This window comes from Streptomyces sp. R28 (assembly GCF_041052385.1).
Lineage (GTDB): Bacteria > Actinomycetota > Actinomycetes > Streptomycetales > Streptomycetaceae > Streptomyces.
Window position 1 is genome coordinate 7,812,587 of sequence record NZ_CP163439.1, and the last position, 21,728, is coordinate 7,834,314.

The 21,728-nt window shown below is 70.4% G+C and carries 19 protein-coding genes; 10 read left to right on the forward strand and 9 right to left on the reverse strand.

The annotated features are described in order from the left end of the window. Positions 1–109 precede the first annotated feature (109 nt). From AB5J49_RS35075 to AB5J49_RS35085, 3 genes are all read left to right on the forward strand, one after another. Positions 110–997 carry a FadR/GntR family transcriptional regulator gene (locus AB5J49_RS35075; RefSeq protein ID WP_369172866.1) on the forward strand — a complete coding sequence of 296 codons (888 nt, stop codon included), beginning with the start codon at positions 110–112 and terminating at the stop codon, positions 995–997. Positions 998–1,424: 427 nt separating this feature from the next. Continuing rightward, positions 1,425–2,954: an RNA polymerase sigma factor gene (locus AB5J49_RS35080; protein WP_369172867.1), complete on the forward strand. Its 1,530-nt coding sequence runs from the start codon at positions 1,425–1,427 to the stop codon at positions 2,952–2,954. A gap of 131 nt (positions 2,955–3,085) precedes the next feature. Next, positions 3,086–3,946, forward strand: coding sequence for a serine protease (locus AB5J49_RS35085; protein ID WP_369172868.1), 861 nt, complete (start codon positions 3,086–3,088; stop codon positions 3,944–3,946). A 125-nt stretch (positions 3,947–4,071) separates the two neighbouring features. Here the strand turns inward: AB5J49_RS35085 and AB5J49_RS35090 are convergent, their stop codons facing one another. Next, on the reverse strand, positions 4,072–4,302 hold the full coding sequence (locus AB5J49_RS35090; protein ID WP_266961483.1) for a hypothetical protein: 231 nt from the start codon (positions 4,300–4,302) through the stop codon (positions 4,072–4,074). Between the two features lie 445 nt (positions 4,303–4,747). Here AB5J49_RS35090 and AB5J49_RS35095 point away from each other — a divergent pair, with 445 nt between their 5' ends. The 3 genes from AB5J49_RS35095 to AB5J49_RS35105 all read left to right on the forward strand — a co-directional run bounded on the left by AB5J49_RS35095 (position 4,748) and on the right by AB5J49_RS35105 (position 9,169). Then, complete coding sequence (locus AB5J49_RS35095; RefSeq protein ID WP_369172869.1) at positions 4,748–6,871, forward strand: type IIA DNA topoisomerase subunit B; 2,124 nt, start codon at positions 4,748–4,750, stop codon at positions 6,869–6,871. A 247-nt stretch (positions 6,872–7,118) separates the two neighbouring features. Beyond that, positions 7,119–7,580, forward strand: coding sequence for a DUF485 domain-containing protein (locus AB5J49_RS35100; RefSeq protein ID WP_369172870.1), 462 nt, complete (start codon positions 7,119–7,121; stop codon positions 7,578–7,580). Next, positions 7,577–9,169, forward strand: a complete 1,593-nt coding sequence (locus AB5J49_RS35105) for a cation acetate symporter (RefSeq protein ID WP_369172871.1) — start codon at positions 7,577–7,579, stop codon at positions 9,167–9,169. Before AB5J49_RS35100 ends, AB5J49_RS35105 begins: the two co-directional genes overlap by 4 nt. A 122-nt stretch (positions 9,170–9,291) precedes the next feature. On the opposite strand, the gene AB5J49_RS35110 is transcribed toward AB5J49_RS35105, so the two are convergent. From AB5J49_RS35110 to AB5J49_RS35145, 8 genes are all read right to left on the reverse strand, one after another. Beyond that, on the reverse strand, positions 9,292–9,972 hold the full coding sequence (locus AB5J49_RS35110; RefSeq protein WP_369172872.1) for a response regulator: 681 nt from the start codon (positions 9,970–9,972) through the stop codon (positions 9,292–9,294). After that, a complete protein-coding gene (locus AB5J49_RS35115) occupies positions 9,969–11,642 on the reverse strand; it encodes an ATP-binding protein (RefSeq protein WP_369172873.1) in 1,674 nt (557 codons plus the stop codon). Before AB5J49_RS35115 ends, AB5J49_RS35110 begins: the two co-directional genes overlap by 4 nt. A gap of 109 nt (positions 11,643–11,751) precedes the next feature. Then, a complete protein-coding gene (locus AB5J49_RS35120; protein WP_369172874.1) occupies positions 11,752–12,708 on the reverse strand; it encodes a sucrase ferredoxin in 957 nt (318 codons plus the stop codon). Positions 12,709–12,825: 117 nt separating this feature from the next. Further along, the gene (locus tag AB5J49_RS35125; RefSeq protein ID WP_369172875.1) at positions 12,826–13,947 is read right to left on the reverse strand and encodes a DegT/DnrJ/EryC1/StrS family aminotransferase; all 1,122 of its coding nucleotides are present in this window, start codon (positions 13,945–13,947) and stop codon (positions 12,826–12,828) included. A 7-nt stretch (positions 13,948–13,954) separates the two neighbouring features. Further along, positions 13,955–14,986 carry an NAD-dependent epimerase/dehydratase family protein gene (locus tag AB5J49_RS35130; protein ID WP_369172876.1) on the reverse strand — a complete coding sequence of 344 codons (1,032 nt, stop codon included), beginning with the start codon at positions 14,984–14,986 and terminating at the stop codon, positions 13,955–13,957. 8 nt (positions 14,987–14,994) lie between these two features. After that, the gene (locus AB5J49_RS35135) at positions 14,995–16,242 is read right to left on the reverse strand and encodes a cytochrome P450 (RefSeq protein ID WP_369172877.1); all 1,248 of its coding nucleotides are present in this window, start codon (positions 16,240–16,242) and stop codon (positions 14,995–14,997) included. 54 nt (positions 16,243–16,296) lie between these two features. Next, the gene (locus AB5J49_RS35140) at positions 16,297–16,914 is read right to left on the reverse strand and encodes a dTDP-4-dehydrorhamnose 3,5-epimerase family protein (protein ID WP_369175363.1); all 618 of its coding nucleotides are present in this window, start codon (positions 16,912–16,914) and stop codon (positions 16,297–16,299) included. 13 nt (positions 16,915–16,927) lie between these two features. Continuing rightward, complete coding sequence (locus AB5J49_RS35145; RefSeq protein ID WP_369172878.1) at positions 16,928–17,698, reverse strand: TylF/MycF family methyltransferase; 771 nt, start codon at positions 17,696–17,698, stop codon at positions 16,928–16,930. A 291-nt stretch (positions 17,699–17,989) separates the two neighbouring features. Between AB5J49_RS35145 and AB5J49_RS35150 the strand changes: the two genes are divergently transcribed. The 4 genes from AB5J49_RS35150 to AB5J49_RS35165 are packed head-to-tail and all read left to right on the forward strand — an operon-like array spanning position 17,990 to position 21,682. Further along, entirely contained in the window at positions 17,990–19,204 is a 1,215-nt protein-coding gene (locus AB5J49_RS35150; RefSeq protein WP_369172879.1) for a cytochrome P450, read from the forward strand. 41 nt (positions 19,205–19,245) lie between these two features. Beyond that, entirely contained in the window at positions 19,246–19,473 is a 228-nt protein-coding gene (locus AB5J49_RS35155) for a ferredoxin (protein ID WP_369172880.1), read from the forward strand. Continuing rightward, positions 19,470–20,465, forward strand: coding sequence for an NAD-dependent epimerase/dehydratase family protein (locus AB5J49_RS35160; RefSeq protein WP_369172881.1), 996 nt, complete (start codon positions 19,470–19,472; stop codon positions 20,463–20,465). The genes AB5J49_RS35155 and AB5J49_RS35160 overlap by 4 nt, the downstream gene beginning before the upstream one ends. 29 nt (positions 20,466–20,494) lie before the next feature. Beyond that, positions 20,495–21,682: a hypothetical protein gene (locus tag AB5J49_RS35165; protein ID WP_369172882.1), complete on the forward strand. Its 1,188-nt coding sequence runs from the start codon at positions 20,495–20,497 to the stop codon at positions 21,680–21,682. Positions 21,683–21,728 lie beyond the last annotated feature (46 nt).

Consider the following 21,728-nt stretch of genomic DNA (forward strand, 5'->3'; position numbering starts at 1 on the left):
CCATTTCTTTCCGATAAGGCGTCAATTGCGACGGGGTGAGCGATCACCCTTTCGTGTGCTTTTCACCAAAGACCTCAAGGGAGTTGGGGACGGCGCCGACAAAGGATCCGTGAGTACCCTTGCGCACACCATGATGACCGCCGCCCGCGCCACCGACTCCGGTCTCGTCGGCCCGGGCGAACTCGACCGCTACCCCTACGCCGAGGCCCCCGTCACCGACCGCCTCGGAGCCCCTGCCTGGGACGGCACGGACCCGGAGCTGGGCCGGGTCGGCCGGCGCGCCGCGGGCAACCGCGGACGCGGGCTGCACGGCCAACTCGTCCAACAGCTCGGCCAGATGATCGTCTCCGGCGACCTCGGCGCCGACCGCCCGCTCGTGCCCGAGGAGATCGGCCAGCGCTTCGAGGTCTCCCGCACCGTCGTCCGCGAGTCGCTCCGCGTCCTGGAGGCCAAGGGCCTGGTCAGTGCCCGCCCGAACGTCGGCACGCGCGTGCGCCCTGTCAGTGACTGGAACCTCCTCGACCCGGACATCATCGAGTGGCGGGCCTTCGGCCCGCAGCGTGACGACCAGCGCCGGGAGCTGAGCGAGCTGCGCTGGACGATCGAGCCGCTCGCCGCCCGCCTCGCCGCCGGGCATGGGCGCGACGACGTCCAGCAGCGGCTCGGCGACATGGTCGAGATCATGAGCCACGCGATGGGACAGGGCGACGTCCTCACCTTCTCCCGCGCCGACGCCGAGTTCCACATGTTGCTCATCCAGCTCGCGGGCAACCGCATGCTGGAGCACCTGTCGGGGATCGTCTCGGCCGCCCTCCAGGTCTCCGGTGGCCCCGTCACGGGCTGTGACCGGCCGAACGAGACGTCGCTGACACAGCACAGCAGGATCGTCGACGCCCTCGCCACCGGCGACGGCGCGGCCGCCGAAACGGCCATGCGTCACCTCCTCACCGTCCACCCCGAGGTGGAGCGCGTGGTGCCCGCACCCCGCGAGCACTGACCGCACACCTGGGGTGCGCGGCTGAGGATGCCTCCCCCTCCTGTGGCAGCTCTCGGTCTGCGCACCCCCTCCCGTCGGACCCGCAGGATCCAGCACGGATCCTGCGGGTCCGACGGTGCAATGAGGCGGCCGAATCGCCGTACAGTGCATTGTTCAAGCTGTGGGCGACCTCTTATGTCATCATCTGCCCGCTTTTGATCCGTTACGGGATGTGACTCGGGCCACGCAGATTGGGCGTAACGCTCGGCGGAGCAGCGCGATGACCTAAGAGGTGACAGCCGAGGAGGGAATACGGACGCCGCTCAAGGCGCTGTGATTCTTCCCGGCCCCGCCCGCACCGTCGGCCCAATCCCCCAGGTCGGTGGTCGGCTCCTGTCCGTCATGGACGGGGCCGGAAGCCGTTTTCCAACGTTCCGAGAGGTTGTTCGTGTCGGCCAGCACATCCCGTACGCTCCCGCCGGAGATCGCCGAGTCCGTCTCTGTCATGGCTCTCATTGAGCGGGGAAAGGCTGAGGGGCAGATCGCCGGCGACGATGTGCGTCGGGCCTTCGAAGCTGACCAGATCCCGGCCACTCAGTGGAAGAACGTACTGCGCAGCCTCAACCAGATCCTCGAGGAAGAGGGTGTGACGCTGATGGTCAGTGCCGCGGAGCCCAAGCGCACCCGAAAGAGCGTCGCAGCGAAGAGTCCGGCCAAGCGCACCGCCACCAAGACGGTCGCGGCGAAGACGGTGACCGCCAAGAAGGCCACCGCCACCGCCACGCCGACGGCGCCCGCCGCCGACTCCGCCGTCGAGGACGAGTCCTCCGCAAAGAAGGCCGCCGCCAAGAAGACGACCGCCAAGAAGGCGGCCGCGAAGAAGACCGTCGCCAAGAAGACGGCGGCGAAGAAGACCACCGCCAAGAAGGACGACGCCGAGCTGGTCGAGGACGAGGTCCTCGAGGACACCAAGCCCGGCGACGAGCCCGAGGGCGCCGAGAGCGCCGGCTTCGTTCTCTCCGACGAGGACGAGGACGACGCGCCCGCGCAGCAGGTCGCCGCCGCCGGTGCCACCGCCGACCCGGTCAAGGACTACCTGAAGCAGATCGGCAAGGTCCCCCTGCTCAACGCCGAGCAGGAGGTCGAGCTCGCCAAGCGCATCGAGGCGGGCCTCTTCGCCGAGGACAAGCTGTCCAACGCCGACAAGCTCGCCCCGAAGCTCAAGCGCGAGCTGGAGATCATCGCCGAGGACGGCCGCCGCGCCAAGAACCACCTCTTGGAGGCCAACCTCCGTCTGGTGGTCTCCCTGGCCAAGCGCTACACGGGCCGCGGCATGCTCTTCCTGGACCTCATCCAGGAGGGCAACCTCGGTCTGATCCGCGCGGTCGAGAAGTTCGACTACACCAAGGGCTACAAGTTCTCCACGTACGCCACCTGGTGGATCCGTCAGGCGATCACCCGCGCCATGGCCGACCAGGCCCGCACCATCCGTATCCCGGTGCACATGGTCGAGGTCATCAACAAGCTCGCGCGCGTGCAGCGCCAGATGCTCCAGGACCTGGGCCGCGAGCCCACCCCGGAGGAGCTGGCCAAGGAACTCGACATGACCCCGGAGAAGGTCATCGAGGTCCAGAAGTACGGCCGCGAGCCCATTTCGCTGCACACCCCCCTGGGCGAGGACGGCGACAGCGAGTTCGGTGACCTCATCGAGGACTCCGAGGCCGTCGTCCCGGCCGACGCGGTCAGCTTCACGCTCCTGCAGGAGCAGCTGCACTCCGTCCTCGACACCCTGTCCGAGCGCGAGGCGGGCGTCGTCTCCATGCGCTTCGGTCTCACTGACGGTCAGCCGAAGACCCTCGACGAGATCGGCAAGGTGTACGGCGTGACGCGTGAGCGCATCCGCCAGATCGAGTCGAAGACGATGTCGAAGCTGCGCCACCCGTCGCGGTCCCAGGTGCTGCGCGACTACCTCGACTAGTCGCCTCCGTACGATGCGAAAGGCCCGGTCTCCCGTGTGGGGACCGGGCCTTCGCGCTGTCGCGCGGGTGCGGGGTGCGGCGGGCTGGATCACTCTGGGTTTCCCATGACCACCCAAGAGTGAGGAGCGTCATGCGCCGTCCCTTTACCCGGGCGCTGACCCGGCCGCTTGCTCTGGCGGCTGTGGCAGCTGCCATACCGCTGGTGTCCGCTGCCCCTGTGGCTGCCGACAGTGTCGTCGTCGGCGGGTTTCCGGTCGATGTGTCCCAGAGTCCGTGGACCGTGGCGCTGTCCAGTCGTGACCGGTTCGGTGGTACGCGGGCGGGTCAGTTCTGCGTCGGTGTGGCGGTCAGTCGCTCCACCGTGCTCACCGCGGCCCACTGTATGCGTGAGGAGGTCCTGGGCTCGTCGCCGGACGGGGTGCGTGACCTCAGCGTCATCGCCGGCCGTACGGATCTGCTGTCGAACCGGGGGCAGGAGATCCGCGTCCGCGACACCTGGGTGAACCCGGCTTACGACAGTGTGACCAACGCGGGGGACTACGCCGTGGTCACCCTCGCCCAGCCGCTTTCGCCGAGCTCGGTCATCAGGATGGCGCGCACCGGTGATCCCGCCTATGTGCCGGGCACGTCGGCCCTGGTCTACGGGTGGGGGGACGTCACGGGCGCGGGTGACTACGCGCGCAGTCTGCGGGCGGCGCGCGTGCATGTGATGTCCGATGCCCAGTGCAGGGCGGCGTATCCGGGCGGGGGCAACGGAAGGTACCTGGCCGACAGCATGGTCTGCGCCGGGGAACAGGTAGGAGGCCGGGACGCCTGTCAGGGGGACAGCGGAGGGCCGCTGGTCGCTCAGGGGAAGCTGATCGGGCTCGTTTCCTGGGGGAGCGGCTGCGGTCGTGCGGGCACGCCTGGCGTCTACACGCGGGTGTCCGACGCCGTGCGGTCCCTGGGGTGGCGCGCGGCCGGGGTCCGCGACCACCGTAGGGGCGGCTGACGGGGCCGCCCTCGGCGCCTGCGGAGGGCCCGCAGGATATGAGCGCGGGCGGCCGCCCCTGCTGTCAGGGGCGGCCGCCCGTCGACCGGCCTGTGCCGGAAGCTGGCTCGTCGTGATGCGAGGTGTCAGCGCTCTTCTTCGGACGCCGATGCGGGAGCGGACGTCAGCCGCTCCGTCTCGTCCTGTATCTCAGCGGCGATCTTCTTGAGTTCCGGCTCGAACTTGCGGCCGTGGTGGGCGCAGAAGAGCAGTTCTCCGCCGCTGAGCAGGACAACGCGCACGTACGCCTGTGCGCCGCAGCGGTCGCAGCGGTCAGCGGCCGTCAGCGGGCTCGCGGGGGTCAGAACAGTAGTCACGTCGCCTCTTCTCTAGCTCGACGAGCTGTCGTACCAGGGTCAACATCCAACCAGCCCCAAAACGTTCCCGCTCGCGGCTTCTCCCAGAGAGAAATTTTTTTCGGGGGCGGCTGGCTGCTGCCGGTTTGGCGGCGAATGTGCCGTATCGCGTGTCTGTCGGCTTACGGTTTCGCGCTGTCGGTCAAGGTCGGTCCTCCCGGCTGGCTTGCCGGTTCGTTCATGAGGACGTGCCCGGAGCCTAAATGGTTCATGCCTGGAAGGGAACGTGATATGTACTTCACCCCATCGAGGGATCGAACACGCATGCGACCCTGGACTAGTCTGTGTTTCGCACGAGGGTGGCGTTACAACGGCTCTACCAGGCCTCGGTACCCTCTTGACGGCAACCCAAGCCGCGCCCTTACCCACTGGGGCCCCATATGAAATTCAGCGAGGAGCGAACCGCGTGACCGCCGAGACGTCCGTGCCGTCCACAGCGCTGCTGGCAGGAGCAGACCGGGACGGGTCCAACTACACCGCGCGGCACCTGCTCGTCCTCGAGGGGCTCGAGGCCGTACGCAAGCGCCCGGGCATGTATATCGGGTCGACCGACAGCCGCGGTCTGATGCACTGCCTGTGGGAGATCATCGACAACTCCGTCGACGAGGCCCTCGGCGGGTACTGCGACCACATCGAGGTGATCCTCCACGACGACGGGTCCGTGGAGGTCCGGGACAACGGCCGGGGCATCCCGGTCGACGTCGAGCCCAAGACCGGCCTGTCCGGCGTCGAGGTCGTCATGACCAAGCTGCACGCCGGCGGAAAGTTCGGCGGCGGTTCGTACGCCGCGTCCGGCGGTCTGCACGGCGTGGGCGCCTCCGTGGTGAACGCCCTGTCCGCGCGGCTGGACGTCGAGGTGGACCGGAGCGGTCACACCCACGCCATCAGCTTCCGGCGTGGCGTTCCCGGGGCCTTCGCCGCCGACGGACCGAACGCCAAGTTCGAGTCCACGGGCGGTCTGCGCAAGACCAAGAAGATCCCCAAGACCCGCAACGGCACGCGCGTGCGGTACTGGGCCGATCGCCAGATCTTCCTCAAGGACGCCAAGCTCTCCCTGGAGAACCTGCACCAGCGCGCCCGCCAGACCGCGTTCCTGGTGCCCGGCCTGACCCTCGTCGTCCGTGACGAGTTCGGCCTCGGCGAGGGCGGCAGCAAGGGCGAGGAGTCCTTCCGCTTCGACGGCGGCATCAGCGAGTTCTGCGAGTACCTCGCCACCGACAAGCCGGTCTGCGACGTCCTCCGCTTCAACGGCCAGGGCACCTTCAAGGAGACGGTCCCGGTCCTGGACGAGCACGGCCAGATGACCCCCACCCAGGTCACCCGTGAGCTCGATGTCGACGTCGCCATGCGGTGGGGCACCGGGTACGACACGACCCTGAAGTCGTTCGTGAACATCATCGCCACCCCCAAGGGCGGCACCCACGTCGCGGGCTTCGAGACCGCCGTGTCCAGCACCATGAACGAGGTGCTGCGCGCCAAGAAGCTGCTGCGCGTCGCCGAGGACGACATCGTCAAGGACGACGCCCTGGAGGGCCTCACCGCGGTCGTCACCGTCCGTCTCGCCGAGCCGCAGTTCGAGGGCCAGACCAAGGAGGTCCTGGGCACCTCGGCGGCCCGTCGCATCGTGAACACCGTGATCGCCAGGGAGCTCAAGGCGTTCCTGACGTCCACGAAGCGGGACGCCGCGGCCCAGGCCCGGGTCGTCATGGAGAAGGCCGTCGCCGCCGCCCGTACGCGCATCGCGGCCCGCCAGCACAAGGACGCGCAGCGCCGGAAGACGGCCCTGGAGTCCTCGTCGCTGCCTGCCAAGCTCGCCGACTGCCGCAGCGACGACGTCGACCGCAGCGAGCTGTTCATCGTCGAGGGAGACTCCGCGCTCGGCACCGCCAAGCTCGCCCGGAACTCCGAGTTCCAGGCGCTGCTGCCGATCCGCGGCAAGATCCTCAACGTCCAGAAGTCGTCCGTGACCGACATGCTGAAGAACGCCGAGTGCGGGGCGATCATCCAGGTCATAGGGGCAGGGTCCGGCCGGACCTTCGACATCGACGCGGCGCGCTACGGCAAGATCATCATGATGACCGACGCCGATGTGGACGGCTCCCACATCCGGACCCTGCTGCTGACGCTCTTCCAGCGCTACATGCGGCCGATGATCGAGGCGGGCCGGGTGTTCGCGGCGGTGCCGCCGCTGCACCGCATCGAGCTCATCCAGCCCAAGAAGGGGCAGGACAAGTACGTCTACACGTACTCGGACCGCGAGCTGCGCGACAAGCTCATGGAGTTCCAGAGCAAGGGCATCCGGTACAAGGACTCCATCCAGCGGTACAAGGGTCTTGGTGAGATGGACGCCGACCAGCTGGCCGAGACGACGATGGATCCGCGGCACCGGACCCTGCGCCGGATCAGCCTCACCGACCTGGAGGCCGCCGAGCGGGTCTTCGATCTGCTGATGGGCAATGACGTGGCACCGCGCAAGGAGTTCATCTCCAGCTCGGCGGCGACGTTGGATCGGTCTCGTATCGACGCGTAGCCGCTGCGCTCGGCTTGGGCCGTCTTCTCGGCCTCGGCTTGGCCTTCGGCCCTCATGTGGCTTCCCACCCGCACCGCCCGTCCGGCTTTCGCCGTCGGGCGGTGCGGGTGGCCCCTGCGGGGCGTGCTCGCCGTCGGTGGTTTGCGGCTGGTACGCGCTATGCGGCTTCGGTGGGTGAATCACCTGATGGGGTGAAGAGCGCGGAGAAGAAGAGCCGGGGGTCTTTCCGTTCTGTCCATGCTTGGGCATGTGCTCAAGCGACGGTCGTCCGCGCGATGCCAGAAGTGAGCGGTACGACGATCCCTGGTACGACGCGCTCGCCTCCGGGTGGGGCGAGTCCGACGTCACGGACGCTCCCGACGCCGCTCCGCCGGCAGCCGCCGACGTGTACCTCGAGGTGCAGCGCAGCGCGGCCTTCCAGGAAGTCCGCAGCCGCTACCGGAGGTTCGTGGTGCCGGCGGTCGCCGTGTTCCTCTCCTGGTACGTGGCGTACGTCGTGGCCGCCACGACCGCGCCGGGGCTGATGGCGCGGCCCGTGGCGGGCGCGGTGAACGTGGCGATGCTCGCCGGGCTCGGACAGTTCCTCACCACTTTCCTGCTCACCTGGGCCTACGCCCGTCATGCGCGGCTGCGCCGGGACCGGGCGGCGCTCGAACTGCGCTGGGACACCCAGGAGTTGTCCCGCGTCGCAAGGGGTGGTGCGTCGTGACGGGTGACCAACAGACTCTGGCGCTGTGCCTGTTCAGCGTGTTCGTCGCGATCACACTGGCGATCACGACGTGGGTGAGTCGCAACCGGCGTGGTTCGGCGGAGGAGTTCTACGCGGGCGGCCGGCTCTTCTCGCCCATGGAGAATGGTTTTGCCATCGCCGGTGACTACATGTCGGCAGCCTCCTTCCTCGGCATCTCGGGGCTCATCGCCCTCTTCGGCTACGACGGGATGCTGTACTCGGTGGGCTTCCTCGTGGCCTGGCTGGTGGTGCTGTTCCTCGTCGCCGAACTGGTGCGCAACTGCGGGCGGTTCACGCTCGCCGACGTGGTCGCCGCACGCACGCGTGAGCGCCCTGTGCGGATCGCACTGGGAACTTCCTCGGTCACCGTGTCCGTTCTGTATCTGGTGGCGCAGATGGTGGGCGCGGGCACCCTGGTCGCGCTGCTGCTCGGGGGCAGGGGCGAGGCGGCGCAGTCCTGGACCGTCATCGGCGTCGGCGCGCTCATGGTGATCTATGTGTCGTGGGGAGGGATGCGGGCCACCACCTGGATCCAGATCGTCAAGTCGGTGCTGCTGCTCGGTGGCACCATCGCGTTGACCGTGCTCGTCCTGGTGCGCTTCCACGGCGACTTCGACCGGCTGCTGCTCACGGCGGCCGAGCGCAGTGGTCACGGCGACGCGTTCCTGGCGCCCGGGCTGAAGTACGGCGGGGACTGGACGGCCCGGCTCGACTTCATCAGCCTCGGACTCGCGCTGGTGCTGGGGACCGCCGGGCTGCCGCACATCCTGTCCCGCTTCTACACCGTGCCGACCGCTCGCGCCGCCCGGCGGTCGGTGGTCTGGGCGATCGGTCTCATCGGTGGCTTCTACCTGATGACGATCGTCCTGGGTTTCGGCGCCGCCGCGATCGTCGGGCCCGAAGCCGTGCGCGGTTCGAACGCGGCCGGGAACACCGCGGTTCCGCTGCTCGCGCTCGACCTCGGCGGCGGCGCGGACTCCACGGGAGGAACGGTTCTCTTCGCCGTGGTCGCCGCCATCGCCTTCGCCACGATCCTCGCGGTGGTCGCCGGCATCACCCTGTCCTCCTCGGCGTCCGTGGCCCACGACCTGTATGCCTCACTGCGCCGCCGGCACGGCGAGCCCCGCAGCGAGGTGGCCGTGGCGCGCGTCGCCGCGGTCGGTGTCGGCGTGGTCGCGATCGCCCTCGGCCTGCTGGCCCGCGACCTCAACGTCGCCTTCCTGGTCGGCCTCGCCTTCGCCGTCGCCGCGTCCGCCAATCTGCCGGTGCTGCTCTACTCGCTGTTCTGGCGGGACTTCACCACGCGCGGCGCCGTATGGGCCGTGTACGGCGGCCTGATCCCGGCCGTGGTGCTCGTGGTGCTCTCGCCGGTGGTGTCGGGCAGCCCCGAATCGCTGTTCCCCGACGTCGACTTCCAGTACTTCCCCCTGCAGAACCCCGGCCTCGTCTCCATCCCGCTGGGGTTCGTCGCGGGCTGGCTCGGCACGCTCGCCTCGGCCGAGATGCCGGACGAGGCCAAGCACGCGGAGGCCGAGGTGCGGTCGCTGACGGGGGCGGGGGCGGTTTAGGGCGGTGAAGCCCCCACCGCCCCCCACCGCGCGAAGCGCCGGGCGGTCGGCTGATATTTGCGCGGCCGGCATCCGTATGAAGGAGTGGCACGGTTCCTTCCCCCGCCCCCACGGGCCGTGCCTCAGGCGCGGGTCGCCCACACGTAACGGTGTTCCGGGCGGCCCGCGTCGCCGTACTTGAGGGTGAGGCGGGCCCGTCCCGTGCGTTCCAGGAGCTTGAGATAGCGCTGGGCGGTCTGGCGGCTCACCCCGGTCCGCTCGGCGATCTCCTGGGCCGACAGAGGGCCTTCGGCGTTCATCAGGGACTGGCGGACGAGTTCCGCGGTGGTGGGGGAGTGGCCCTTGGGCAGGACGGGCTCCGACGACGCGGACAGGGCGCCGAAGATGCGGTCCACCTCGGCCTGTTCCGCCTCGCCGCCGCCGTCGAGGGTGCGGCGCAGCTCCGCGTACGCCTCCAGCTTGGCGCGCAGGCCGGCGAAGGCGAACGGCTTGACCAGGTACTGCAGCGCCCCCTGCCGCATCGCCGCCTGCACCGTCGACACGTCCCGGGCCGCCGTCACCATGATCACGTCGGTCTGCAGGCCGCGTCGGCGCATCTCCTGGACGACCGACAGGCCGGTCCCGTCGGGCAGATAGTGATCCATGAGGACGAGGTCCAGCCGGGGCAGCTCCTCCACCTGGCGAAGTGCCTCGGCCGCGCTGTGTGCCTCGCCGGCGACATGGAAGCCCGGCACCTTCTCGACGTAGGCGGCGTTGACCCGCGCGACGCGTATGTCGTCGTCCACGACCAGGACCTCGATCATCGCGACTCCTCCTCGGCGGTGCTCCGCGCGGCTGACGGCAGGCTGAGGGCGGGTTCCAGGTCGGGCTCGGCCAGCGCCTCGGGCAGGACCACGGTGAACTCCGCGCCGCCGCCCGCCGCTTCGCCCACGGTCGCGGTGCCGCCCTGCCGTTCGGCGAGCCTGCGCACCAGGGAGAGCCCGATGCCGCGTTCGCGGTGGGCCGGCGGCTTCTTGGTGGACCACCCCTCGGTGAAGATCAACTCGCGGTGCTCCGCGGGGATTCCCGGCCCCGTGTCGCGCACCCTGAGGATCGCGGTGCGCCCCTCGGCACGCGATTCGACCTCCACGCGCGCGTGCGGCGTGCCCGCGACGGCGTCCAGCGCGTTGTCCACCAGGTTGCCGACGATCGTGACGAGCCCTCGGGGGTCGACCAGCCGGTCCGGCAGCCGGGTACCGTCCGACAGGTGCAGCGCGACGCCGCGCTCGGCCGCCACGGTCGCCTTGCCGACCAGGAGGGCGGCGAGCAGCGGGTCCTGGATCTTCTCGGCGACCTGCTCCGCGGTGGCCCGGTGATCGCCGACCACCTCGCCGACGAACTCCACGGCGTCGTCGTACATCTCCAGCTCAAGCAGCCCGAGGAGGGTGTGCATACGGTTGGCGTGCTCGTGGTCCTGGGCGCGCAGGGCGTCGATCAGGCCGCGCGTGGAGTCGAGCTCCCGGCCGAGCTGCTCCAGCTCGGTGCGGTCGCGCAAGGTCGCGACGGCGCCGTCGTCGGTGGGCATGCGGTTGGCGACCAGGACGCGCTGGCCGCGGACCGTGAGCAGGTCGGTGCCCGTCACCCGGCCGGCCAGCACATCGGTCGTACGGCCCTCGCCGAGCGCCTCGTCGAGGGACCGGCCGACGGCCTCGTCACCGATGCCCAGCAGGCGCTGCGCCTCGTCGTTCAGCAGGCGGATACGGCCGCCGCGGTCCAGGGCGACGACGCCCTCCCGGATGCCGTGCAGCATCGCCTCGCGCTCCGCGAGCAGCGCCGAGATGTCCGAGAAGGCCAGGTCCCGGGTCTGCCGCTGGACCCGGCGGGAGATGAGCCAGGCGGCCAGCGCGCCGACCGCCAGGGCCCCGCCCGCGTATGCGAGCAGCCCGGGGATCGCGTGCAGCAGCCGGGCCCGCACGCTGTCGTACGCGATACCGACCGAGACCGCCCCGACGATCCCGCCGTCGCCGTCGCGCAGCGGCACCTTGCCGCGGGCGGTGCGGCCCAGGGTGCCGTCGTCGATCTGCATGACCTCGTGGCCGGCGAGGGCCTGGCCCGGGTCGGTCGAGACGATCCTGCCGATCTCGCTCGGCGTGGGGTGGGACCAGCGCACCCCCTGCCGGTTCATCACGACGACGTACTCGGCCTTGGTCGCCTTGCGGATCCGCTCCGCCTCCCGCTGGACCGGCCCGCCGGCCGTAGCGCGCGTGCTCACCAGATCCTCGGCGATCCGCGGCTGGGCCGCGGTGGTCTGCGCGATCGACAGCGCACGGCGCATCGCCTGATCGTCCAGCTGGTCGCTGAGCGGAGCGAGGAACAGTCCGGTCGCGAGCACCGCGACTCCCGCGGCGATCGCCACCTGCATCAGCAGCATCTGCGCGAACATCCGCCGGGGCAGACCGAGGCGCCGGCGACGTGCGGGGGGAGTGGGGCTCATACCCATGACGGTACGTGGACGGGCGGGAAGTCCCGTAGAGGGGTGTGAGGTGGATCTCTTGATCAATGTCGGGGTAGCTGGTTCATGGGGGGCGGGGCGGTGTACCTGATCAGCTTGCGAGTGCCGTCGCCGCCGTCAGTTCGCGTACGGCCGTCACATCCATGCGCGCGGGCGAGCCGAGCACCGACGCTCCACAGCTCTCCGGGCGAGGTGGCAGGGACGCGCCCTGTGCCACGACGACCCTCCAGTGGCGCCCGTCCGCGTGGGCGACCGTCACTTCCCACCGGGGGGCCGCGCCGTCCGTCCGTACGACGGTCCCTACGACGCTCAGTGCTTCCGCGGCGTACTCGCCCGCAGCCGAGCGCACGGCCAGCTCGGCTGCCTGGCCCGGCCGCTCCCACGCCGAGTTCCCGCGGCACCCCTCGACGACGATCCGTCCCTCCTGGACGCTGTGCAGGACCTCCTTGACGGCGTGGGCCTGCGCCCGGCCGTAGGCGTAGCCGTACGGCAGCACCAGCAACGTCGGTGAGAACCGATGTCCGCCCAGATGGGTGACCTCCCAGACACCCTGCACGCCGGAGGCGGCGAGCTCGGCGGCCAGAGGGCGGCCGAGCAGTGCGCAGCAGCGGTCCCGCTTGCCGTTGGTGCAGACGAGGGCGAGCGGGTCGCCGGTGTGGGGCCGCCCCTGGAGGGCCGAGTCGAAGGTGTGGTGGTCACCCCTGCCGAGGGCGGCGAAGTCCAGGTCGAGCAACTGCTCCGGGTCGTGAGTCGTGGCGGCGTGCAGCCAGACGTTTCCGGGCACGGTGTGGGCCGCGTAGACCCGGCGCTCGGCGGAAGTTCCGCAGTCGGCGTGGCGGCCGGGGCGGCGGATCAGCGCCACACGCACGCCCGTGCCCTTCGCGGCCGCCTCCAGGGCGCGGCCCAGCACGGGATCCAGGTGGCTCTGCGTGAGTGCCTTGGCACCCCACGGACCGGACTGCTCCAGCAGCAGCCAGGTCGTCGCGGTCGCCGCGGTCCCCGCGATGGGCTCGTCGAGGTCCTGCGAGACGGTTGAGCACGTACTCACAGAGGTGAGCCTAACCTGACTTGAGCCGGGGTGGCTTTCCGAGGGGATCGCGGACGGGCCCGTCCGCAGTCGCCGGGCGAGGGGACGGAGTCTGTCCGGACCCCTCGCCCGCATCTCTCAGAGCGTGCCCAGCACCTCGTGCAGGGCAGCGATCACTTTGTCCTGGACATCGGTGGGCAGCGTCGGATACATCGGCAACGAGAAGATCTCGTCCGCCAGGTGCTCCGTGACGGGCAGCGATCCCTTGGCGTAGCCCAGGTGCGCGAAGCCGGTCATGGTGTGCACCGGCCACGGGTAGCTGATGTTCAGGGAGATGCCGTATCCCTTCAGGGCCTCGATGATGTCGTCGCGGCGGGGATGACGGACGACGTACACGTAGTACACGTGGTCGTTCCCCTCCGCGATGGACGGGAGCACGAGGCCGCCGGCCCCCGTCAGGTCGGCCAGCCCTTCGGCGTAGCGCCGGGCGACCGCGCGTCGGTCCTCGACATACCGGGGGAGCCGGGTGAGCCTGCGACGCAGGATCTCGGCCTGTACCTCGTCGAGCCGGCTGTTGTGGCCGGGCGTTTGAACGACGTAGTAGACGTCCTCCATGCCGTAGTAGCGCAGTCTGCGCAGCGCACGGTCGACGGTTTCGTCGGCGGTGAGGACGGCTCCGCCGTCGCCGTACGCACCGAGGACCTTCGTGGGGTAGAACGAGAAGGCGGCGGCGTCACCCAGCGTGCCGGCCAACGCGCCGTGGTGGCGGGCGCCGTGGGCCTGGGCACAGTCCTCCAGCACCACCAGACCGTGTTCCTCGGCCAGCGCGCGCAAGGGAGCCATGTCGACGCACTGCCCGTACAGATGGACGGGCAGCAGCGCCTTGGTGCGCGGGGTGATGGCGTCCGCCACCTGGTCGGTGTCCATGAGGTAGTCGTCGGCGCGGACATCGACGAAGACGGGGGTGGCACCGGTGCCGTCGATGGCCACCACCGTCGGCGCGGCGGTGTTGGAGACGGTGATGACCTCGTCCCCCGGGCCGATGCCGAGCGCCTGGAGACCCAGCTTGACGGCGTTGGTGCCGTTGTCGACACCGGCGCAGTGACGCAGGCCGTGGTAGTCCGCGAACTCCCTCTCGAAGCCTTCCACGCTGGGGCCGAGTACCAACTGCCCGGAGCTGAAGACGGTCTCGACGGCGTCGAGGAGGTCCGTGCGTTCGTTCTGGTATTCCGCCAGGTAGTCCCAGACGTAGGTAGTCACGGAGAGCTCAACCTCCAGAGTGTTTCGATGGGGTGGTGGGGAACCGGTGCGTGCGGACCATGTCCTGCCAGCAGTCATGGACCGACTCCCGCAGCGAACGGCGCGGCTCCCAACCCAGCAGGGCGCGTGCCGCGCCAATGTCGACCCGCAGCCAGTCCTCCCGGGCACCGGGCTTTCGGCCCGGAGCCGGGCGTTCCACCACCCGGGCCGGAACCCCGCTCACCTCGATGAACAGGTCGACCAGAGCGCGGACGGCGACCGCCTCGCCCCGCCCGATGCCGACGGGCACCGCGACGGCCGGTGCGCGGGCGGCGGCGACGACGGCATCGGCCACGTCCCGTACGTCGACGTAGTCCCGGTGCGCGCGCAGCCGGGAGAGCTCCACGACCGCCTCCGTACCGGTCCCGGCCGCCGCCAGCAGGCGCTCGGCGACCTGACCCAGCAGGCTGATCCGGGGGGTGCCGGGCCCCGACACGTTCGAGACCCTGAGCACGATGCCGTCGACCCGCCCGTCGGCGGTGCCTCGCAGCACCGCATCGCTGGCGGCGAGCTTGCTCCTGCCGTACGCCGTGTCGGGGAGGGGCGTCGCGTCGGCGCCCACCGAGGTGTCGGGCGGCACCGGGCCGTACTCGAGGACCGAGCCGAGATGCACGAGTCGCGGTCTCGCGGCCATCAGCGCCAGTGCGTCCAGCAGCCGCAGCGTGGGGACCGCGGTGGCGGACCACATCTGGGCATCGGTCCGGCCCCAGATGCTGCCGACGCAGTTGACGACCGTGTCCGGACGCTCGGCGTCCAGCACCTCGGCCAGCTTTCCCGCGTCCGTACCGGCCAGGTCGAGGGTGACGCACCGGTACGGCATCGGCCGCTCGGGGGCGCGGCGGCCCACCCACACGACGTCGCGGCCCCGCGCGGCGAAGGCGGCGCACACATGGCGCCCGACATAGCCGGCACCGCCCAGCACGATGACGCTGCCGTGCGAGGGGGTGGCCGCGACCCGGGCGGACGCACGTTCACCGGGGCGGGGCCCGCGCTGGGACACCGGGCCCTTCACCATGTGACGGGCAGTCGCGCCGGCACCCGCAGCAGCAGGCCCGGCCGCCACCGGATGTCCGTCGCGGGGACGGCCAGGCGCAGCCCGGGCAGCCGCTGGGTGAGGACCTCCAGCACCACCTGGATCTCCAGCCGGGCCAGGGGAGCGCCCATGCAGTAGTGGATGCCGTGGCCGAAGCCGAGGTGCGGGTTTCGCTCCCTGGCGAAGTCGATGCGGTCGGGCTCGGCGAAGACCTCCGGATCCAGGTTGGCGGCGGCCACGGAGGTGAACACCGCCTCCCCGGCACGGATGAGGGTGTCCCCGACCACGACGTCCTCCAGCGCGATCCGCGCATAGCCGTCCACCGTGGTCAGCGGGGTGAAACGGAGCAGTTCCTCCACGGCGTCGCGGATCAGCCCGGGGGAGGCGACCAGCGACTCGTACAGCCGGCGGTCGCGCAGCAGCAGATACGCGAAGTTGGCGATCTGGGTGGCCGTCGTCTCGTACCCGCCGACCAGGAGCCCCGCCCCCAGCATGTACAGCTCGTTCTCGGACAGGCGGTCCTCGTCGTCACGGGCCTGGACCATCGCCCCCAGCAGATCGTCGGTGGGGGACTCGCGCCGCTCGGCGACCAACCGGGCCAGGTAGCCGACGAACTCCTCGCCGGCCCGGTTGACCTCGTCGGGCGGCAGTGACGTCGACAGCAGCGCGTCGGAGAACTGCTGGAAGACGTGGCGGTCCTCATAGTCCACGCCGAGCAGCTGACAGATGACGCTGATCGACAGGGGCAGCGCCAGCGCGTCGAGCAGATCGGCGGACGGGCCCTGGGCGGTCATCGCGTCCACCAGCCGGTGGGCGAACGCGGTGACCGAGGGCCGCATGGCCTCCACTCTGCGGTGGGTGAACGCGCTGCCCGCCAGCCGGCGCAGCCGCGTGTGCTCGGGCGGATCCATCGCGACCAGTCCGCCGGGTTGCAGCAGCTGCTCGGTGGGGCGGGGGACGTCCTTGCCCGCGCCCGCCGCCATGCTGAACCGCGGATCGCTGAGCACCAGTTTGGCGTCGGCGTGGCGGGTCACCATCCAGGCCTCGCCGCCGTAGGGCATACGGACCCGCGAGACCCGCTCGCGTTCGCGCAGTGCCCCGTACAAGGGGTCCATGCCCAGTCCCGTGGCGGTGCTGAACGGATACGGCCATACGGTCGCGCCGGCCTCGGCCGGGGCATCGGCCCTGGGGGTCACCTCGGAGGTGGAGCTGTCGGACGTCATGAGCCTTCCTGCCATCGGCGGTACTGGTCCTGCGCGCGTGCTCCGGCCCCGCCCTCACCCCGGCCCGGGTGCGGTGCCCGCGCCGCACAGCCGGGCGTGGTGCTCGCGGTAGGCGCGGTAGGTGGGGAGGAGCCCGAGCCGCTCCGCCTCGGCGAGGGTGGGTGCGGCGGCGTCCTGCGCGGACAGCACCGGTTCGATCCCCTCGGGCCAGGCGATCCCCAGGTCACGGTCGAGAGGATTGACCGCGTGGTCGAGCCGTGGGGCGTACCCCGAGGAGCACAGGTAGATCAGGGTGGTGCGGTCGGTCAACGCGAAGAACGCCCGTCCCAGCCCCGCCGACACATACACGGCGGTGCGGTTGTGCTCGTCGACGGACACCGCCTCCCACTGCCCGAACGTGGGCGAGCCGGTACGGATGTCGACGACCACCTCGATTCCCGCGCCCTGCACGCACGCGCTGTACTTCGCCTGTCCGGGCGGCAGTTGGGTGAAGTGGACGCCGCGCAGCGCACCGCGCCGGTTCACCGCGACGTTCGCCTGTGCCAGAGGCATCGTGTACCCGGCGGCACGCCGGAACCTCTCGCTCTGGAACCACTCGTGGAACTCGCCGCGGCGGTCGGGGTGCACCTCCGGCTCCACCACCCAGGCACCCTCGATGCCGAGCGGGCGCATGCCGCCCCCGCCCTCAGCCACTGAGGCGCCAGTAGGCACCCTGCCGGTCCACCTGGTGGATCTCGTCCTCGATGCCCAGGCCGTCCCGGAAGTCGTGCACGGCCTGTCGGCAGGCAGGGATGCAGTAGTCGTCGACGATGACGTACCCACCGGGCGACACCTTCCCGTACAGGTGCGTCAGTACGTCCATGGTGGCCCCGTACGAATCGCCGTCGAGGCGCATGACGGCCAGCCGTTCGACCGGAGCGGTCGGCATCGTGTCCTTGAACCACCCGGGCAGGAACCGGACCTGGTCGTCCAGCAGCTCGTAGCGGGCGAAGTTCTCCCGCACGCTCTCCAGGCTCGTGGGCAGGCTCACCGCCTCGTTGTACTGGTGCAGGTCCATCTCGACGTCCATCGGATGGTCGTCCGTCTCCGTCTTGGGGAACCCCTGGAAGGAGTCGGCCACCCACACCGTGCGGTCGGTCACGCCATGCGCCTTCAGCACCCCGCGGGCGAAGATGCACGCGCCGCCGCGCCACACACCCGTCTCGATGAAGTCCCCCGGCACACCGTCGCGCAGCACGTCCTCGAGACAGCGGTGCAGATTGTCCAGGCGCTTCATGCCGATCATCGTGTGGGCGACCGTCGGGTAGTCCTCACCGCCCTCGCGGGCCTCCCGGTCGAAGCGGGGGTCCGTGACGAGGCCCGCCGCGTGCGTCGGGTCCTCGTAGATCATGTTGGTGACGGCCTTCTTCAGGAGCCCGAGATAGAGATCTCGTCCGTCGGCGGTGGCGACTGTCAAAGAATCCTCCAACCGAAAGGGGAGCACCGGCGCCTGACGAGGTGCCCATGAGAGCTCCGACGCTAAGGACAGCGGACGGTGGAACGCCACTCCCCGACAGATCCGTATGTCAGGTCGGCCATCGCCGCTGACCAGCCCCGGCGACGCCGAGCGGTCGACGCCCCGCCCCTCGCGTCGACCTGACGAAGATCGCCCGACGTTCCTTGCCGGTCGTCTCGGCCGCGTGCTTCGTTGAGCGGGACGCGGCGGGTTGTGCGCCGTACCGGTTGCCGATGACGTAAGGGGAATCCGTTGCCCACTGCACGTGCCGCCGATGCCGAGGCGCAGCAGGAGATCTCCTGGCCGATGGCCCGCACCTGCCCGTTCCAGCCTCCCGGCCGGTACGCCGAACTGCGCGCCACCACTCCGATCGCACCGGCCCGTGTCTGGGACGGCTCGCGCACGTGGCTCATCACCAGACAGGAGCACATGCGCGCCCTGCTCGCGGACCCCCGGGTCAGGATCGATCCCGCCAGGCTGCCGAGGCTCTCGCCGGCCGACGGAGAGGCGGAGGCGACCCGCTCGTTGCTCACCCTCGACGCCCCCGACCACGGCACGCTGCGCCGCGTCTTCATCCCCGAGTTCACCGTACGGCGGGTCCGCGCGATGCGGCCCGGCATCGAACGCATCGTGGACGGGCTGCTGGACCGTTTCGACACCCTCGAGCGCCCCGCGGACCTGGTGGCCGAACTAGCCCTGCCCATGTCCACTCTGGTCATCTGCGAGCTGCTCGGAGTGCCCTACGAGGACCACGAGTTCTTCCAGAGCCGCAGCGAACGCGCCACCAGGCTCATGGGGGACGACGAGTCCGTGACCGCGCTGCTGGAGCTGCGGGACTACCTGGACCGGCTGATCACCGAGAAGGCCCGGGCGCAGACGTCCGACGACGGAGTGATCGGCACCCTCGTGGCACAGGGGCTGCGCACCGGCGAACTGACCCACGCGGACGTCCTCGACAACGCCGTACTGCTGCTGGCCGCCGGACACGAGACGAGCGCCGCCATGACCGCGCTCAGTGTGCTGACCCTCCTGCAGCATCCGCAGGCCTGGCGGGAACTGAGCGCGGACCCGGGCCTGTTGCCGGGCGCGGTCGAGGAACTGCTGCGCTACCTCACCGTCGCCGACGGGCTGCGCCGCTCCGCCGCCGAGGACATCGAGCTCGACGGTCACACCATCCGGGCCGGCGACGGGCTGATCTTCCTGCTGGCCTCCGGCAACCGGGACGAGTCCGTCTTCCCCTCCGCGGACCTCTTCGACATCCACCGCCCCGCGCGACAGCACGTCGCCTTCGGCTACGGGCCCCACCAGTGCCTCGGCCAGAACCTGGCCCGGCTCGAACTGGAGGTCACCCTCGGCGCGGTGCTTCGCCGACTGCCCGGGCTGCGCCTCGCCACGGACGTGGACGCCCTGCGGGTGAAGGAGGACTCCGCCATCTTCGGGCTCCACGAGCTGCCCGTCACCTGGTGACGGGGCCCGGGGAAGTCACCGCGAGACGAAGGACGCATGACATGCGTGTACGCATCGCCAGGGACCTGTGCGTCGGCGCGGGCCAGTGCGAACGGTCGGCCCCGGACGTCTTCGCCCAGGACGACAGCGGGCTGAGCCGGGCCCTCACCGAGGCACCGGCGGCCGAACAGAGGCCCTCGGTGCGCGAGGCCGCGAGCCTCTGCCCGGTCCGCGCGGTCCTGGTGGCCGACGACCCGGACGCCCGGCGCGACCCGTGGGAGACGCCTTGACGATCGGCACCTGGGCCGGGCGGACCGTGCTGGTCACGGGCGCGCTGGGCTTCATCGGCTCCCACTTCGTCGAGCGGCTCGCCGCCGAGGGCGCGACCGTGATCGGCCTGCACCGTACCGACCGGCCCCTGATCCGCACCGAACTCACCGCCCTGGCGGGGGACCGGCTGCGGCTCGTCCGGGTCGACCTCGGCGACCAGCACGAGACCCGGGCCGCCTTCCGCTACCTGGCCCCGCACATCGACGCCGTCTTCCACTGCGCGGCCCTGGACGGCAACGCCCAGTACAAGCGCGAGCACTCGGCCGAGATCCTGGACGCCAACGTGCGCACCACGGCCCATCTCCTCAACTGCGCCCGCGAGTTCGAGGTGGACGACGTCCTGCTGCTGAGCTCCTCCGAGGTGTACTGCGTACCGGGCACCTCCCCGGCGTCCGAGGACGAGGACGTCCGCCGCAGCCCCCAGTACACCCAGAACGGGTACGTACTCTCCAAGATCTTCGGGGAGATCCTCGCCGACCACCACCAGCGGCAGTTCGCCACCCGCGCCTTTCGGATACGGCCGGGCAATGTGTACGGCCCACGGGACAGCGCCGCCGGCGCCCACAACCGGGTCATCCCGAGCATGGTGGCCCGTGCCGCGGCCGGCGAGGAGATCGAGATCTGGGGTGACGGCAGCCAGACCCGGTCCTTCATCCACGTCGCCGACCTGGTGCGCTGCGCCCTCCAAGTGGTCGGGACGGGCAAGTACGAGGTGGTGAACGTCGGTTCGGCGGAGGAGGTCTCGATTCTGGAGCTGGCCCGGCTGGTGGCCGAGGCCCTGGGGGTGCCCTCCCGCGTCCGGACCGATCCGGACCGCCCCGCGGGCGCGGCGGTCCGCAGGCTGGAACTCGCCAGGATGCGCGAGGTGATCGATTTCGAGCCCCGGTCGCTACGGGCGGGGCTGGAGGACACCGTGCGCTGGTACCGCCGCAACGAACGCCCACAACCGTAGTCACCAACCCACGATCTGGAAGGCTCCCCGTGGCAGAGAACACCGACCTCTCCCTCGTGCAGGACATCATCCGGGCAGCAGGGGGGCACGCCGCGTCCCTGCGTGAACTGACGCAGCGCCACCGGACGGACGCCGTCGCCGCGGTGCTCATCGACGAGATCTGCTCCCGCTGCCCGCCCCCGGTCAACGAGGAGCCGGTACTCGTCGAGTTCGTCGTGCGCACGCCCGGCGGACAGCTGTCCCACTGGCTCAGCTCCGTCAAGGACGCACCCGTACGTGCCGTGGCGCGGGGCGAGGACTTCGTGGTCATGCGCATCGAGTACGAACTGGACGACCTGGTACGGGAGTTGTTCGGGCCGGCCCGCGCACACCCCTCCGGCGCCCGGGAGACCACGCTGTTCCCCTACGCCGGCTCCGACGGCGCCGACAAGATCGGCCCCTACATCCTCGCCGCCCAGCAGGCGACCGCGACCGTGCTGGCCGGCTGCACGTCCGCCAAGCCGGACCTGAACGAGCTGACCTCCCGCTACCTCACCCCCAAGTGGGGCTCGCTGCACTGGTTCACCCCGCACTACGACCGCCACTTCAGCCCGTACCGCGACGAGGAGGTACGGGTGCTGGAGATCGGCATCGGCGGGTACCAGCACCCCGAGTGGGGCGGCGGCTCCCTGCGGATGTGGAAGCACTTCTTCCACCGGGGGCTGATCCACGGTCTCGACATCGTCGACAAGTCACACGCCGACGAGCAGCGCATCACCACGCTGATCGGCGATCAGAGCGACCCGGACCGCCTCGCGGAGATCGCCGAGAAGTACGGGCCGTTCGACATCGTCATCGACGACGGCAGCCACATCAACGAGCATGTGCGCACGTCGTTCCACGCCCTGTTCCCGTACGTGCGCAACGGCGGCCTGTACGTCATCGAGGACCTGTGGACCGCCTACTGGCCCGGCTTCGGCGGGAACGAGGACCCGGCGCGCAGCGGCGCGACCAGCCTCGGTCTGGTGAAGTCCCTCATCGACAGCCTCCAGCACGAGGAACTGCCGCCCGAGCCCGGCCGTACCCCCAGCTACGCGGACGGTCATGTGACGGGCCTGCACGTCTACCACAACCTGGCTTTCGTCGAGAAGGGCGCCAACGCCGAAGGCGGCATCCCGCCCTGGATCCCGCGCGACTTCGACTCCCTGGTGGCCGCCTCCTCGGGCGGCGCCGCATGACCCGGCAGCACCACCGCCCCACGGACCACCTACGCCCCTCCGGCGC